General features: G+C 45.7%; 13 protein-coding genes and 2 tRNA genes. 4 read left to right on the top strand and 11 right to left on the bottom strand.

The features are described from left to right. Positions 1–147: 147 nt before the first annotated feature. The 3 genes from PIL01S_RS21890 (at position 148) to PIL01S_RS21880 (ending at position 2,318) form a co-directional block, all read left to right on the top strand. Positions 148–558 (top strand): helix-turn-helix domain-containing protein, encoded by a 411-nt coding sequence (locus tag PIL01S_RS21890; protein ID WP_174818722.1) that lies wholly within the window; start codon positions 148–150, stop codon positions 556–558. A 3-nt stretch (positions 559–561) separates the two neighbouring features. Beyond that, the gene (locus PIL01S_RS21885; RefSeq protein WP_127539357.1) at positions 562–969 is read left to right on the top strand and encodes an ImmA/IrrE family metallo-endopeptidase; all 408 of its coding nucleotides are present in this window, start codon (positions 562–564) and stop codon (positions 967–969) included. Between the two features lie 131 nt (positions 970–1,100). After that, the gene (locus tag PIL01S_RS21880; RefSeq protein WP_127539356.1) at positions 1,101–2,318 is read left to right on the top strand and encodes a tyrosine-type recombinase/integrase; all 1,218 of its coding nucleotides are present in this window, start codon (positions 1,101–1,103) and stop codon (positions 2,316–2,318) included. A 96-nt stretch (positions 2,319–2,414) separates the two neighbouring features. On the opposite strand, the gene PIL01S_RS21875 is transcribed toward PIL01S_RS21880, so the two are convergent. The 11 genes from PIL01S_RS21875 to leuB all read right to left on the bottom strand — a co-directional run bounded on the left by PIL01S_RS21875 (position 2,415) and on the right by leuB (position 14,061). Beyond that, positions 2,415–2,485 (bottom strand) — tRNA-Gly (locus PIL01S_RS21875). An 11-nt stretch (positions 2,486–2,496) separates the two neighbouring features. Further along, positions 2,497–2,570: transfer RNA gene (locus PIL01S_RS21870), tRNA-Pro, on the bottom strand. Positions 2,571–2,712: 142 nt separating this feature from the next. Next, on the bottom strand, positions 2,713–4,839 hold the full coding sequence (locus PIL01S_RS21865; protein ID WP_127539355.1) for a bifunctional diguanylate cyclase/phosphodiesterase: 2,127 nt from the start codon (positions 4,837–4,839) through the stop codon (positions 2,713–2,715). Between the two features lie 378 nt (positions 4,840–5,217). Next, positions 5,218–6,174 carry an aldolase catalytic domain-containing protein gene (locus PIL01S_RS21860; RefSeq protein WP_127539354.1) on the bottom strand — a complete coding sequence of 319 codons (957 nt, stop codon included), beginning with the start codon at positions 6,172–6,174 and terminating at the stop codon, positions 5,218–5,220. Positions 6,175–6,276: 102 nt separating this feature from the next. Next, positions 6,277–7,584, bottom strand: a complete 1,308-nt coding sequence (locus PIL01S_RS21855) for a DUF4129 domain-containing protein (RefSeq protein WP_127539353.1) — start codon at positions 7,582–7,584, stop codon at positions 6,277–6,279. Beyond that, a complete protein-coding gene (locus PIL01S_RS21850) occupies positions 7,581–8,705 on the bottom strand; it encodes a DUF58 domain-containing protein (RefSeq protein WP_127539352.1) in 1,125 nt (374 codons plus the stop codon). Before PIL01S_RS21850 ends, PIL01S_RS21855 begins: the two co-directional genes overlap by 4 nt. 2 nt (positions 8,706–8,707) lie before the next feature. Beyond that, positions 8,708–9,676: an AAA family ATPase gene (locus tag PIL01S_RS21845; protein ID WP_127539351.1), complete on the bottom strand. Its 969-nt coding sequence runs from the start codon at positions 9,674–9,676 to the stop codon at positions 8,708–8,710. A 124-nt stretch (positions 9,677–9,800) separates the two neighbouring features. Beyond that, positions 9,801–10,904: an ATP-binding protein gene (locus PIL01S_RS21840; protein WP_127539350.1), complete on the bottom strand. Its 1,104-nt coding sequence runs from the start codon at positions 10,902–10,904 to the stop codon at positions 9,801–9,803. A gap of 465 nt (positions 10,905–11,369) precedes the next feature. After that, positions 11,370–11,786, bottom strand: coding sequence for a hypothetical protein (locus PIL01S_RS21835; RefSeq protein WP_024628323.1), 417 nt, complete (start codon positions 11,784–11,786; stop codon positions 11,370–11,372). A gap of 362 nt (positions 11,787–12,148) precedes the next feature. Continuing rightward, positions 12,149–12,688 (bottom strand): peroxiredoxin, encoded by a 540-nt coding sequence (locus PIL01S_RS21830; protein ID WP_062320195.1) that lies wholly within the window; start codon positions 12,686–12,688, stop codon positions 12,149–12,151. A 287-nt stretch (positions 12,689–12,975) separates the two neighbouring features. Continuing rightward, positions 12,976–14,061 (bottom strand): 3-isopropylmalate dehydrogenase, encoded by a 1,086-nt coding sequence (leuB, locus tag PIL01S_RS21825; RefSeq protein WP_095288324.1) that lies wholly within the window; start codon positions 14,059–14,061, stop codon positions 12,976–12,978. Positions 14,062–14,277: 216 nt separating this feature from the next. On the opposite strand from leuB, the gene PIL01S_RS21820 reads away from it, so the two are divergent. Continuing rightward, positions 14,278–15,258: an aldo/keto reductase gene (locus PIL01S_RS21820; protein ID WP_127539349.1), complete on the top strand. Its 981-nt coding sequence runs from the start codon at positions 14,278–14,280 to the stop codon at positions 15,256–15,258. The last annotated feature ends 9 nt before the right edge of the window (positions 15,259–15,267 follow it).

Raw genomic sequence — 15,267 nt, 5'->3', positions numbered from 1 at the left:
TAAAATCTGATTATATCCGTTTTGGGTTACATAATAATGTTTTTTCTCCTGCTTGCTTTAGTTATCTTGACATATCTCCGTTTTGTGTTTTATTATAACTTCATTAGGTTATAACCGAATTAGGTTATAGTGATGGAGGTAATGACTTTGCAACTGTCCGAAAAGATAACCAAAATTATGGAAGAAAAGGACCTGACAGCTTACAGAGTGTCTAAAGACACAGGCATCCCGTATACAACACTTACAAAAATATTAAATGGAACAACCAAAAGTCCGAAAATAGATCTGATCCAAATAATTGCTAAGTATTTAGATGTAACTGTCGATTCCCTAACTACTCCTGAGAGCAACAACGTTCAAGCAGCCCCAGATTGGGCAACTGCCAAAGATATGAGAGATTTCAAAAAGATGCTCGAGGAAGATGAACCTATCATGTTTGACGGAGTGCCTATAAGCGAAGAAGATAAAGAAAAGGTTAAGCGTGTCATGGAAGCCATGTTCTGGGATGCTAAGAAAGAGAATAAAAAAACTTACGGTCGTAAAAAGAAAGAGGAGTAGCCTATGGACGAAATTGTTCGAGGGCTTATAAAGCGATTCAAGACAAATGACCCCTTTGCTATTGCTGAAGGATTGAATATAAAAATCTGGTACTGTGATTTAGGAAATAACACACGGGGCCTCTATTACCGTAAACTTAGGCGCCGTTTCATCGTAATTAATTCCGACCTTAGTGACCCTTGGAAGAAGTTTGTCTGTGCTCATGAACTTGCTCATGATCGACTTCACCCCGGCATTAGCCGATTTTTTTTAGATGAACAATCTTTCTTTAATGCAGGTAAATATGAACGCCAGGCTAATCAATTTGCAGTTAAACTACTTACGGCAGATTCCGAGAGTGAGCCTGGAGAAACCCGAGAACAGTTGTTACGCCGATGCTCGATTCCAGCTGAATTACATAAGTATTTGTAAACTTGCGCCTTCTTCGGTACGAGGCGATTCAACATATATAAAAACAGAACATACGTTTCATTTAAGGGGGTGATCAACTTGTAGAGGGAATATATTCAATCAATAAAGAAATTAGAAAAGGAGATTGAACAATGGCCTGGAGTGAACATTTAGGAGGTAACAAGTACAAAATCGTAGAGCGAGATCCGTCTAAAGCTAAAAATCCTAAACGATCGATTACTGTGTACATGCCAGAAGATATAGCAAAATCTCGCTCTGATAAAAAGAAGTATGCATGGCTCGCTACAGAAGAAGAAAAATGGAGTGAGCAAGTTATTTCCGGTAACCTCGAAGGTAAACGATCTAAATCAAAGAAAATGACTTTCGCCGAATTCATTCCCACATGGTTAAAGATTTATGCTGAGCCGAATATGAGTGGCGAGACAGTTCTGAATTCGGTAAACATTATTAATTCCAGGTTAATCCCCTCTTTTGGAGATACGTGGATTGACCAGATTACAACACTTCAATTAGCAGAATGGTTTTCCGAACTCAAAAATTTGAGAACGGGGACTGAGCTGGCCACAAACAGCAAGTTAAACATTTATAAGGCCGCCAAGTCCATTTTTGCCAAGGCTTACGAATGGAAGATAATTAGCAGAGATCCAATGGAAGGCGTTGAGCGCCCAACAGCTAATAAGAAAGAAAAAAAGAAAATGAAGGATGTTAAGCAAAGCTACTCAACTTCCGAGGTCGCAGAGCTTCTACTAGCCTTATACAAGCTTCCTGATCGTTGGAGGCTGTATTTCACCGGGGTGATGCTTGGAGGCTTTAGAAGGGGCGAATTTTTGGCCGTAGAGCTCACTGATTTGGATTACGACTCATCCATGATCTTCATTGAGAAGCAAATCACGGTTGATAAGGATGGGAATAAGGTTGAAAGTGAAGTCAAAACAATCGAATCAGAGGGTTGGGTTCCAATGCCCAAGTGGTACATGGACGAACTGAAGCTTTATGAACGTCAATGGAAGAAAGAAAAGATGAAATGTACAGAATGGCTTGGTGAGGGAAAGCAATACGTTTTTCATAGCGGAAACGGAGTCATGTATTATCCAAGCACCCCTACTCGAACCTGGGCAGAGTTTTTGAGAAAGAATGACTTTCCACATGTAAAACTTCATGGTCTTAGGCATACAGCTGCCACGCTGCTACGAGATCACGGAGCAGACCAAAGGAGTATACAGAAATTTCTACGGCACGCAAAGCTGGAGACGACAAATAGATATACACATGAGTCAGAGACGGTCAATCGTGCAGCAATTGCCCCTTTAGAATCCCTAAATCCAAAAAGGATGCAATTTGCCCCATGATCTGCCCCATGACTCAATTGTCGCATGTCGAGCAACATATTTTAAAAAAAGAAAAAACCCTTGTGGGCCAAGGGTTTCGGGTGTTACAACTTATAAAGCGGGTGATGGGAATCGAACCCACGCTACCAGCTTGGAAGGCTGGAGTTCTACCATTGAACTACACCCGCACGATTGACGATCGGGACGACACGATTTGAACATGCGACCCCCTGGTCCCAAACCAGGTGCTCTACCAAGCTGAGCTACGTCCCGTTAAGTTCCTAAGAATCTTAACACGGTTTTTACAAAGACTAATATAACATGTTCATCCGGTCCTTGCAACTTTTAATTCCCATTTTTTCCTTTTGGGTGACAAACAAAAAAGACAGAAGCGATTCCCGCTCCTGTCTGATGGCTATCCTGTAGGTTTATCCACATCTCGTAAAAACCGCTTTTCAAAATCAGCCGCCACAATGGGTTTACTGAAAAAGTATCCCTGTGCTTCATGGCAATGCTGATCCCGAAGGAACACCAGCTGCGACTCGTTTTCCACTCCTTCGGCTGTCACCTTCAATTGCAGATGATGAGCCATGGATGTAATGGTGGAGACGATTGCTGCATTATTGCGATCCTCCATGACTTCGTTCACGAATGAACGGTCAATTTTGAGCCGATCAATCGGCAGATCCTTCAGGTAATGCAGCGAACTGTATCCTGTTCCAAAATCATCAATACTGATTTGCACACCAATCTCTTTAATTTTGCGAAGTTGTTCAAACGCACGATCTTTGTCAAATGTCATACTTTCGGTAATCTCCAGTTCCAGCCAGTCCGGCTCCAATCCTGTTTCCCTCAGTATGCCGTTGATGTTATCCAGCAGATGGGAATGTCTGAATTGTCTCATCGAGAGATTAACAGACACACACAGTTTGCGGTATCCAGCTTCCTGCCATTGCTTGTTCTGCGCACACGCCTCCCGAAGCACCCACTCGCCCAGCGGTACAATTAGTCCGCTCTCTTCCGCCAGTGGGATAAACTCTGCAGGAGAAATTGCGCCGCGCTGTGGATGCTGCCAGCGTACCAGAGCCTCCATACCAACGATTAAACCACTTGCGATATTGATCTGTGGTTGGTATACAAGATAAAACTGACCTCGATCCAACGCTTTCCGCAGATCATTCTCCAGCTGCAGTCGTTCCTGTGCCTTCATCTGCATTGCATGAGCATACCGGTTCAATTCGATCCCCTGTTCCTTGGCGTTATGAAGCGCAGTATCCGCATTTTGAATGATTTCCTCTGGTGATCCCCCGTCATGGGGATATATGGCCATGCCAATTCCAAGCGTTATATGATAGTCGTTGCCATCAACCATGACTGGCTTTTCAAACAGCTGCAAAATCGATCTTGTTCGGCGCAGAGCATTTTCTGTATTCCAGAGGTCCGTCATCGTGACCACAAACTCGTCCCGACCAAGACCATACACTTCTTCGCCCGGCAGAGACGATTGCTTCAGACGCTGCCCCACTTGACGAAGAACACGGTTAGCAGCCTGCTGACCGAGGGAGTCGTTAATCGTTTTGAACCGGTTGATATTCAAAACGAGTACACCGACGAGCTCGTCCTGTTTCACTGCTTCATCCATCAATCTTTTGAGTCTCTGGGAAAGGCGGCGGCGATTTGGCAGACCCGTTACATCGTCATGATGAGCAATATAGTTCATTTTGGCTTCAGCAGCCTGCTGCTTCAGAAACGGGGTATCCACTACCGTTGTATATAGTCCTTTTTGTACAAAGAAATATCCCAGACAATTCATCCACAATGCAAATAACAGATTCAAGTCGCTGATCTGCGTTGCAGAAATCAAGTAGCACTCTCCGTAGAAGAAGCACAGGGCTCCACACAGAATAGAAGGCAAATCTCCCTCTTTACCCTTCTTCCACTTCAAATACAACACAAATGCGGTGATCCCGTAAAGAAGACCGACCAAGAAGTGAATTTTCATAAACGTTTCGCTTAGCACTTCTTGCTGAGTTAATTTGGGCAGCCAGCTCCATTCCTGAACACCCGCTGTGTACAACAGGACAAACGTACCCAGCGTTCCGCTAAATAGTAAAAATTTACGCGGTAACGCAATCTCTTTTTCTCTCACTGCATAAATAAGCAATAAACCCACTGCACAGATCACAGAGCCCAGCGTCATCATTTTGAGGGAAAATTCTGATTCCAACATCGCGCCACTCGGCATCTCTTCCGCATATGAAACGATATGAATTAATTCAAACAGGCCGATCAACAAAAAAAGCGTTGTAATCATGATTCTGCGCAGGGTTAACTTTTGGGTCTGGAACAACCAGCTTTGGTTGTAAATACCGATACAGGCTGCAGCAGCAACGAATCCGCCAAGTAGCGTCAGCACTGGGTATCCGGATATGATTAGATCAGAGCTTGCAGAGGAACGATACCATTGACTTACGAGGAAACATAATAAGCCGCCTAGTGCGACCCATATCACTTTTCTCTGATCTTGCGAATTTGCCTTCATGCCTTGTTTTTCCTTCCCGGGATCACCTATCCTGAATAACCTTTAGCCCTCGTCTATGACGTTCAGGTTTGAAAACTTTCATTATTACACCATTCGACAATAAATATTTACCAACGTTCAATTCACATGCCAATACATGCTATCTGGTACATAATAACATTTAATTCTGCGGACGTGAACTAAAAAATAGTTGAAAATAGGAATATGTATTCATATCCACGTAGAAAAACAAGGCACTAAGAACTAAAAAAACATGAATCTCCAATTGGAGTCCATGTCCCTTTAGTTTGCAACAGCATTTCAGACTATTTTCCATACAAAATGCATTGCGGAGAATCTGATACATGACCGTTGCTTCTATGATGTTTACCGAAAAAATTATTTATCAAAATTCACTTCAGGCGTTGTCAATTTATCATAGAAATCCACGACGTTATCCTTCTCGGATGACGAACGCAGGGCCATTGCCGAACGCGGATGCTCGTCAAGTGCTCCTGTGATCATGTATGGCAGGATGTAGCCCCATTCTTCTTTTTCACGAAGAGGAACCATCAATTGTTCCAATACGCCAAGTACCGGACGCAAGTTATATTTCGTTCCCTTCAGATGCGCCACAAGAAGTTCAGTTGGGCAGTTACCTGCTGCACGGCCCATACCATATACGGAAGCATCCAGTAGTTCGACGCCAAGCTCTGCAGCGACAAGCGTATTGGAGAATGCAAGCTGCATGTTATTGTGAGTGTGAACACCGAGACGTTTGTTTGGCAGATGGGTTTTGAACTTTTCAACGAGGTACTTCACGTCGTTATGGTCGAGGCTGCCATAAGAGTCAACGATGTACACAACGTCTACAGAGCTCTCTTTGATCAATTCAAAGGCTTCGAGCAATTCGTTCTCCATGACATTGGACAAAGCCATGATGTTCAGGGTTGTTTCATATCCACGATCATGGAACGTTTGAACAAGGGCCAAAGCCTTGTCCACATCTTTGCTGTAGCAGGCTACACGGATCAGATCCAGCATGCTCTCGCTGCGCGGCAAAATGTCATTCTCGTCCACACGTCCGACGTCAACCAGAGCAGACAATTTGGTATTTCCTTTTTGCGGGATCACTTTGCGCAGGAAGTCATCATTCAGGAAACGCCATGGTCCTGCTTCTTCGGCACCTTTCAGCAGTTTCGGCGAGTTTTTATAACCGATTTCCATATAATCAACGCCTGCCTCATTCAATCCAGCATATAGCTGTTGAACGAAGTCCACGCTAAAGTCCCAATTATTTACCAATCCGCCATCACGAATGGTGCAATCTACAATTTTGCAATGATTTGTCTTCATTTGTCTGCTCCTTTTCTGACCAACTTGTGTATTCCTCTCATGATACTTGAACGTAACAAGAAAAGTAAAGGGATAAACACGTTATTGGGTCTAATGGTTCTATCAAGACTTCCAGTTCTGATCAATCTCGGACATCTCGGAAGGATTCGGAGCTTTTTTTCCGTAACGAACCGCGTTATAGGTACTTGTTAAAATGTCTGAAAATCTCTGCGTATCTTGCTTGCCTGAAGATGGCTTGTGATGCCGGATCTTCTCTGCTGCTTCCAGCGGAGTCTGTGCAGCTTCAATTTCGACCCCTCGCTGTCTGGCTTGATCTATCCATTTTCTGTAGTAGTAACGAACGCGCTCGGCCTCCTGAGATGGGGGTGTTTCTTTTTTCCGGAACCAGGGTTTGCGTGGTCTCACGGGTGTTTCCAGGGTTTCACTAATATCGATGTATTCGGTCCGCGGCTCGGCCCTCCGCTCCCTGGGTTCCATCATCCCCCTCAATCGGTCCATAAGACGGTTTATAGTCTTACGCCCCAATCTGAAGATAAGCCATAGAATCAGTGCAGCAGAAGCACCTAGAACGAACCATCCCAGCATGTCCCAGAAAACAGATGGTTCTGACTGCTCTGTCACTCTCCCTGGAAGCTTTGATGGGTCAATACCAGAGTCTGGTGTCATGGGCAACTGCGGATCGGAAGACGGACCTATTAATCCCCTGATCCATGCGAGCAGACGATCCCGCAGTGGAGCGAGCCAGGCGGCTAGACTGGGAAATGCTCCGATACCTGCAATGATTAACAACATCCATATCAACCGCTGATGATTCGCTCTGTTGAATTCCCGAAGCACAATCTTTCTCTTGCCATCATTTAATACGGCTCTATCCAGCTGTGAACTGTAGACATTAAGGAGACAAGCAACAAAACTGATGAAGCCTGTTGCATATAATGTTCCTCCATAGGTCTGCAATGGGAATAAGGGCTCGAACCAACGCGAGAAAATACCTCCTATAATAGACCCGACAACGCCGAAGATCTGCCATCTCCACATCAAGGTGGAGCGAAGTGATGGTTCTGGCGCCAATCCTACAAAGGCTGATAGAGCCCCCCACAGAAGAGTTGTGATTAATTCCGGTCCCGTATGTCCAGCTATCCAAACCACAATAAGGGATACAGCCACCCCTAGGAGCAGAGCTCCAACTAACCGAAGCCACATACGGGTTCCTAATCCTTGAAACCTATGGCCAAGCAGCACGCCGATGCCGCTTGCCAAAGCATAGATGATCAGCAGAATATAAGGAAAATGACCGTTTGCATAGAATGAAGTAAGGGTCAACAAAGGAAACACATAAACGCCAATTAGCAGCGTCGCGAGCAGAGACATCCCTAGTCTTGATTTGCTTTCCCAAGTCGGATCACTCATGCACTCACCGCCTTGTTGCTCTTCGTACCGATGTGATCTGGCTCCACAGGCAGAATGGTTACTCGGTGTCCCTGTTCATGCAGGCGAGCAATCTCATGCTCCATGGCAGTAGAAACGTAAGACGTAATTAAAAGATAGCTTCGTGCCTGATGAGCTTCCTCATTGCGCTTCACTTCATCATTCAGGAACTGTTCCATGGGAACCATGCATTTCAACTCGGTTTCAGCCATTGCCTCCAAAAGCAGCTCCAGATGCGGGTTGCCATAATCAGGTTCAATTCGAAGCGGATCACGCCCGCCATTTACCCGATAGCCGTTGTGAGCGAATCCTGCAGGGAGTCCTCTGCCAATCGCATCGGCTGCAGCCGTTGCCGCATAGCTCAGTGCACGCTCAATCGGCTCAGGTCGGGTTACTACACTCCACATATCCTCCGACTCCTGAATATTTACAATAATCCAGGACTGTGGATCAGCTGTCCAGCCTTGCTTGTATACCTGCAGCTCACCTGTACGTGCGCTTGCTTTCCAATGAATTCGGTTCATGGGATCGCCTGCTCCGTAAGGACGTACGCCAAGAATAAGAAATGGATCCTCCACGATCCAGCGTGATACCTCTACCTCCCCCTGCCACACCTGGTAAATGGCAGGCAGATCTTCAGCAGCGACCAGCGATGGATATACGATCATGGACAGATGGACAGGGATCGGTTGGGTATTACGCCAGACGCCAAACAGATCTCCACCTGTCATGGTCACCGTATTCAACGTGTAGATACCACGTTTACTGCACATAATCGGATGCTTGCGTGTAATTCTCGTAAATGGTTTCAAAGTAAATATACTTTTGTGATTCTGGTAGATATCACCTTGACTGATATCCATGCCTGAACCACTGCGAAAGACAAAGGATCCGGGCATCATCGCCTCAAGTCTCAGCCAGGGTACTGTGACCCGCTTCTCATTCGCTATCGTCTCCACCATCTCAAGCTCATCGCCTGCGTAACAGCGCAGTTTGCTGAATTCACGTGTATACTTCAGCCTTCGTAATGCCGGGCGTCCAAACCATACACCTTGTAGGCCAATGATAATACCCCCTACAATGACAAGCCATAATAGTGCCATAATTACCGTCCACTGCCGGTGCCAATGCTCTCCGTTGGCACCTCTGCCTGGGTCAGAATCCCATGAATGATCCGCTCCGCAGCGCCTTCCTGTTGCCTCACCCTGTTACGGAATACAAGTCGGTGAGCCAGTACAGGTTCAGCCAGAATCTTGATGTCATCTGGTAGAACGTAATCCCTGCCATGCAATGCGGCCCATGCCTGACACGCCTTCAGTAAGGCTTGCGCTCCCCTTGGACTAACACCAAGCGAAAGCTCAGGGTGTCTGCGTGTCTCTTCTGTAAGACGAATCATGTATTTAAGCAGGTCTTCTTCGACCTGGACGGACTGGTATGTACGCTGCGCCTCAAGAAGCTGCTCACGACTTAATATGGATGTAAGATCGTTAACCGAACGACCGGCTATAGTCCTTCTCAGAATCTCTACACTTTCATCACTGCTTGGATAACCCATGCGAATTTTCATCATGAATCGATCCATTTGTGCCTCAGGCAGCGGAAAGGTCCCCTGATTATCAATCGGGTTCTGGGTTGCTATTACGATGAATGGACGTTCCAGCTGTCTCGTTGAACCATCAATACTGATCTGACGCTCTTCCATGCATTCCAGCAAGCTCGATTGGGTTCGCGGTGTAGCACGATTGATCTCGTCGGCCAGCACAAGGTTCGCAAACAACGGACCGGCTCTGAATTCGAAATCACCAGACTTTTGATTGTAGAAATGAATCCCCGTCAGATCAGACGGCAGCAAGTCCGGGGTGAATTGTATGCGTTGAAACGTACAATCCAAAGATGAAGCTACCGATTTGGCCAGCAGTGTTTTTCCTGTACCTGGTACGTCCTCAAGCAATACATGTCCTGAAGCGATAACTGCGGTCATGATCAGTTCTATGGTTTGCTCCTTGCCTACAATAACCTGTCCCACATGATTCGTCAGATTTTTATTCATCTGTTCCATTTCCTGAATATTCATCATGCACCTTCCTTTCGCAAGCTATGAGTATGTATCCGCATTCATTCTAACTATAACCCATAATGCTTCCAAAAAAAAACAAAAGGAATCGGCCAACATGCCGATTCCTTCTCATTTTGCCGTATTACACTAATGGGAGCATAATTATAAACCGGGTTCCTTCACCCTTTTTACTATCAACCGAGATTGTGCCCCCGTGGTTTTTGATGATGCGATAACTTACCGAAAGACCCAGTCCTGTCCCGCTCTCTTTAGTCGTGAAAAATGGATCAAACAGACGTACAAGCGTGTTGTGGTCCATACCCTGACCGTTATCCGTAATGGAAATCTGCACATACCTGTTCTCGGTTTCAGTGGAGATCCGTATGCGACCTGTATGCTCCTCGCCTACGCCCTCGATGGCATCCATTGCATTTTTCACCATATTCAGAATAACCTGCTTAATCTGTTTAACATCAATGGAGACGTTCATCGGCGAGTCTGCTTCATCTAGGGTAATCTCGCACCCTTTCATCAAGCCTTCGCTTTCCGTCAGTAAGACGACCTCTTTGAGTAAGGAATCCACCGATATAATGGTCTTCTGCGGTGCTGACGGTTTGGAGGAATTCAGGAATTCATAAATAATATCGTTCGCCCTGTCAATCTCCGTCAATATGATCCTGGCGTATTCATCTTTCCCCAATTGCAGCAAATGTGGGCGCAGCAGCTGTATAAACCCGCGGATCGCTGTCAAAGGATTGCGAATTTCATGCGCGATGGATGCTGAAATGCGTCCCAGCATGGCAAGCTTGTCATTCTGATAAGCAGTCTGTTCTATTTGTTTATAATCCGATACGTCCTTGACACTGAACAAAAAATCTCCATCCATCTGATCTCCGTAGGTTACTGTGACCAGCCAGTGTCTGCCATACTCATCAATCAGTTCATGATAGCGCTTACGGTGGAAGATGGTCTCCCGGTAGATACGTAAAATTTTCTTTTTCTTAAATCGGCTCATCTGTGGATGATGCAGCATTTGCATCAGGGTGCAGCCGCTCAACAGACTTCGGGGAAGCTCCAACAATTTTGCCATTTGAACGTTAATAAACGTCAATACACCGTTGCTGTCAAACAACATAATACCACTATCCAAATGCTCCAGAACATTTTCATATTTGTTGTAATCCAGATGTACAGGCGGGAAACTGTTCGTTGGGTGAGGCACTGTATCCTGAAATTCACTAATCATGACAGGTTCCTCCTTTTCACGTAAATGATAAACTTGCCATTCGGACATCATATCATCACAGAAACAGGAAGGGCCGATTTATTTTTCATTACCGGTGCCCTTTCGTTGGGGGGCTGAGCCGAAAATATGGATGGCACGTCCGGAACCTTAGCTGGTCTATTCCCGGTAACCAACAATTGATCCGGAAAATAATATATGTGGTTTGTTCCATTCAAAACCTTCTCCTATTCCCAAACACGAACATTTCATTTGCTCCGCCTCTTTTGCAAGTCTGTTTTTATCATAGACAAGTTTATAGAAGAGAGTCAATCAGAGAAAGTGTCGAATGGAAATTATTTTAAGAAAAACCTCGAAATACCCGATTTTCAAAACACAAAAACGAAGCCTTTTCGCATATATCGCGAATCAGCTTCGTTCATATCCAAATGGTTACATAACAATTTATAGCATAGCATTCAAATTAATCTATAGTCCGCTTTTATTGTGCTGAATTTTAAGTCTGCGCTGGCTCATTACGGCTAATCGGCGTTTGAGTTCGCTCTCCCACTTCTCATCCTTCATTTCCTTGGCTAGTCTCAGGAGATCAAGTGACATGTCAATTTGTCGCTGAACAATGACCATCGCATCCTCGCTCTCGCGGTTGACGCAATTTTCGAAGATTGCATCCTCATCCTCCGTCACGTAATCCTGAAAATCAATCTCGGAAGCTCCGTCGCCATGCGCATATTCAGCCAAAATTTCATATTCATTTTCCACTTTGTAATGCACTTCCACCCGGTGGCATACCGGACAAAACAGCAGGGGAACATTATGAACCTGGGTGCGGTAATGCTTCAGCGTGCCCTTTGTTCCCACCATACTTGCCCCACAACAGTAACTCATTTTTGTTCACCCTCCTTATTACGTGCCGGGACCTTATATTTAGATATGGTCTCCCTAGCACCTGCAGCTTTTCTGAAAAAGAAGTTGTTCCATCAGTGTATCTCATTCATTACCATATTATCATGGTGATGGCCCGAAAATATTTACGGGGTTTCCATACCCTATTCGCCTCAAAGGCCTTCAATTCCTCTTTCGGGAGATGTAAAAACCTCTCATTCCTATAATACTTCATTAACACGTTTCTTGCCCTGTCTAAACACCCTAATCCAACTTCCAAATAATATTTGGGAAAAAGGGTGCAAAAAGCCCTCAATCCCGAATGGGATGAGGGCTTGAACCACAAACGTTCAAGTTAATCAGACTTACAGGTTGCTGTCGCCTGGTTTCCAGTTCATTGCACACAATCCGCCGGATTGCAGTGCTTGCAGTACGCGAAGTGTTTCTTCAACACTGCGGCCTACATCGTTGTGGTTAACCACTTGGTATTTCAATTCGCCTTCTGGATCGATGATGAACAGACCGCGCAATGCAACGCCTTCTTCTTCGATCAGAACGCCGTAATCTTTAGCCACTTGCTTCGTGATGTCGGAAGCCAGTGGGAAGTTCAATTGACCCAAGCCATTGCTGTCTTTAGGTGTATTGATCCAAGCTTTGTGGCTGTGTACGGAGTCAACGCTCACGCCAAGAATTTCAGTATCCAAAGCTTTGAATTGCTCGGAAGCATCGCTCAAAGCTGTAATTTCAGTTGGGCACACAAATGTGAAGTCCAAAGGATAAAAGAAGAATACGAGCCATTTGCCACGGTAATCGGACAATTTAACGGAACCAAAATCTTGTCCGTCTCCCGATACTGTTTCCATTGCGAAATCCGGTGCTGGTCTACCAACCAAACGTTCTGCCATAACTAAAAATTCCTCCTTTGGGATTATGTAAGCATCCATATGGATTGCTCATCATCAAGAAAAGCGCGAAAGCTTTTCCTGTTATTAAAATGGTTTGATACTTGATAACAAGTACAAGTAAAATGTTATCATCCGGACTTCTCAAAGTCAAGATTATAAACGTTATTTTTTTATAATAATTATAAATAAGAAATTTTCGTGCCAAAATCTAAAGCCCAACATATAAAGGAACAGCCCTCAATCTCTCCTATTGGAAAGCTAAGGGCTGCCCGATCATGATGTCTGAACTATGCCTGTTTACGGATCGCTGCAACGATCAGATCGCCCATTTCCGTAGTACTGATGGCTTTGCTCTTATCTACAGCAATATCACTTGTACGGTGTCCTGCATTCAGCACTTCAGCTACAGCAGCTTCAATGGCATCCGCACCTTCAGCGTAACCAAAGGTTGTACGGAACATAAGTGCAACAGATAGAATCGTGGCAATTGGATTGGCCAATCCTTGACCAGCGATATCCGGTGCCGAACCATGTACCGGCTCATACAGACCGAAGCTGCCTTCGCCCAGTGATGCAGAGGCCAGCATACCGATTGAACCTGTCAGCATTGCTGCTTCATCACTCAAGATATCTCCGAACATATTTTCCGTTACGATGACGTCGAAGCTGGCTGGACGACGCAGCAGCTGCATCGCACAGTTGTCAACAAGAACGTGCTCCACTTCAACATCCGGATATTCCGGGGCTACCCGGTTAACCACTTCACGCCAGAGTCTGGATGTCTCCAGTACATTGGCTTTATCCACAGAAGCGAGTTTTTTGCGGCGTCCTTGAGCAATTTCGAATGCTTGACGAACTATCCGCTCCACTTCAGTTACATTATATACACAGGTATCCACAGCTTCTTGCCCCTGTGAGCCTTCACGTCTGAATTTTTCACCAAAGTAAATGCCTCCGGTCAGCTCCCGAACCACCATTAGGTCCGTGCCTTCCAGTACTTCAGGTTTCAATGTGGATGCATCCTTCAGGCAGTCAAACACAACGGCCGGGCGCAAGTTGGAGAACAATCCGAGCGCTTTACGAATTCCCAGCAAGCCCGTTTCCGGACGGAGTTCCTTGCTGTTGTTGTCCCATTTCGGACCGCCAACGGCTCCGAGCAATACGGCATCCGCACTTTTGCATACGGTGAGTGTTTCCTCTGGAAGAGGCGTGCCTTTTTCATCGATCGCAATTCCGCCAAACAGTGCGTGCTCGGTTTCAAAACGATAACCGAATACTTCCTCCGTGCGTTTAAGTACTCTCTCTGCTTCCGCTACAACTTCCGGACCGATACCGTCACCTGCGATGACTGCAATTTTTTTTACGTCTGTCATGGGTTGTCCAACTCCTTCATTCATTCTCAATCGAACGTGTCATACTTAACTCTCTCTTTTGTATCATATTCAGTGGTCATTTGACCAAGATATACAATCTATGACTTTAATAGATTTTACCTATAAGAGGTTTGGAGGGCTGTTGTTCTGCTCGTCAGACTGGAGTAAAATAATACGTGAAGTCAAATTCAGGTAACTCAGGAGGGATTGCAAACCATGCAATACACGTACTTGGGAAAATCAGGTCTTAAAGTAAGCCGGATTTGTCTCGGCACCATGAATTTTGGACCTGCTACAGATGAAAAAGAAGCATTCCGTATCATGGATGCGGCACTCGATGCTGGCGTTAACTTTTTTGATACCGCTAACATTTATGGTTGGGGTGAAAATTCCGGCCTTACCGAAGAAATAATCGGTCGCTGGTTCAGCCAGGGTGGAGGCAGACGTGAAAAAGTGGTGCTTGCGACCAAGGTGTATGGTTCCATGCATGATGAAACGGATGGTCCCAACAACGATGCCGGTCTCTCTGCCTATAAAATCAGACGTCATCTGGAAGGCTCCCTTCGCCGCTTGCAGACAGACCATGTAGAGCTGTATCAAATGCACCACGTGGACCCGGCGGTTTCCTGGGACGAGCTATGGGGGGCATTCGAAAATGCTGTCCATCAAGGCAAAATTGGTTATGTCGGATCAAGCAACTTCGCTGCATGGCAGATTGCCATTGCTCAAAGCGAAGCCAAAAAACGCCATTTCCTCGGTTTGGTGTCCGAGCAGCATAAATACAGTCTTAACTGTCGTTTGCCTGAACTCGAAGTGCTGCCTGCAGCCAAAGAGCTGGGCCTTGGCGTGATTCCATGGAGCCCACTTGATGGTGGCTTGCTGGGTCGCAATGCACTTCAGAAGCTGGAAGGCACACGCAGCGGCGGCATCGCGGAACGCATTGAACATCATAAAACCCAGCTTGAAGAATTTGCAGCACTGTGCCGCGATCTTGGTGAACCACAGGATACGATTGCTTTGGCTTGGGTTGCAGCCAATCCGGCAGTGACCGCACCAATCATCGGTCCCCGTACGCTGGAGCAGTTCGAAACTGCACTTAAATGTCTTGAAGTCACATTGGATGAAGCGGTGCTTAAACGTCTTGATGAGATATTCCCGGGTCCGGGTGGACATGCCCCCAACGCGTATGCCTGGTAATCTGCTCTA

The sequence above is a fragment of the Paenibacillus illinoisensis NBRC 15959 genome, from assembly GCF_004000925.1.
Lineage (GTDB): Bacteria > Bacillota > Bacilli > Paenibacillales > Paenibacillaceae > Paenibacillus > Paenibacillus illinoisensis.
This window is presented reverse-complemented; position numbering and strand designations above follow the sequence as displayed.

Coding starts and splice junctions, on each gene's coding strand:
- PIL01S_RS21860 (WP_127539354.1), bottom strand. CDS start 6,174: ATGAAGACAAATCATTGCAAAATTGTAGATTGCACCATTCGTGATGGC.
- PIL01S_RS21830 (WP_062320195.1), bottom strand. CDS start 12,688: ATGGCAGAACGTTTGGTTGGTAGACCAGCACCGGATTTCGCAATGGAA.
- PIL01S_RS21865 (WP_127539355.1), bottom strand. CDS start 4,839: ATGAAGGCAAATTCGCAAGATCAGAGAAAAGTGATATGGGTCGCACTA.
- PIL01S_RS21840 (WP_127539350.1), bottom strand. CDS start 10,904: ATGATTAGTGAATTTCAGGATACAGTGCCTCACCCAACGAACAGTTTC.
- PIL01S_RS21855 (WP_127539353.1), bottom strand. CDS start 7,584: ATGAGTGATCCGACTTGGGAAAGCAAATCAAGACTAGGGATGTCTCTG.
- PIL01S_RS21885 (WP_127539357.1), top strand. CDS start 562: ATGGACGAAATTGTTCGAGGGCTTATAAAGCGATTCAAGACAAATGAC.
- PIL01S_RS21835 (WP_024628323.1), bottom strand. CDS start 11,786: ATGAGTTACTGTTGTGGGGCAAGTATGGTGGGAACAAAGGGCACGCTG.
- PIL01S_RS21845 (WP_127539351.1), bottom strand. CDS start 9,676: ATGAATATTCAGGAAATGGAACAGATGAATAAAAATCTGACGAATCAT.
- leuB (WP_095288324.1), bottom strand. CDS start 14,061: ATGACAGACGTAAAAAAAATTGCAGTCATCGCAGGTGACGGTATCGGT.
- PIL01S_RS21850 (WP_127539352.1), bottom strand. CDS start 8,705: ATGGCACTATTATGGCTTGTCATTGTAGGGGGTATTATCATTGGCCTA.
- PIL01S_RS21820 (WP_127539349.1), top strand. CDS start 14,278: ATGCAATACACGTACTTGGGAAAATCAGGTCTTAAAGTAAGCCGGATT.
- PIL01S_RS21880 (WP_127539356.1), top strand. CDS start 1,101: ATGGCCTGGAGTGAACATTTAGGAGGTAACAAGTACAAAATCGTAGAG.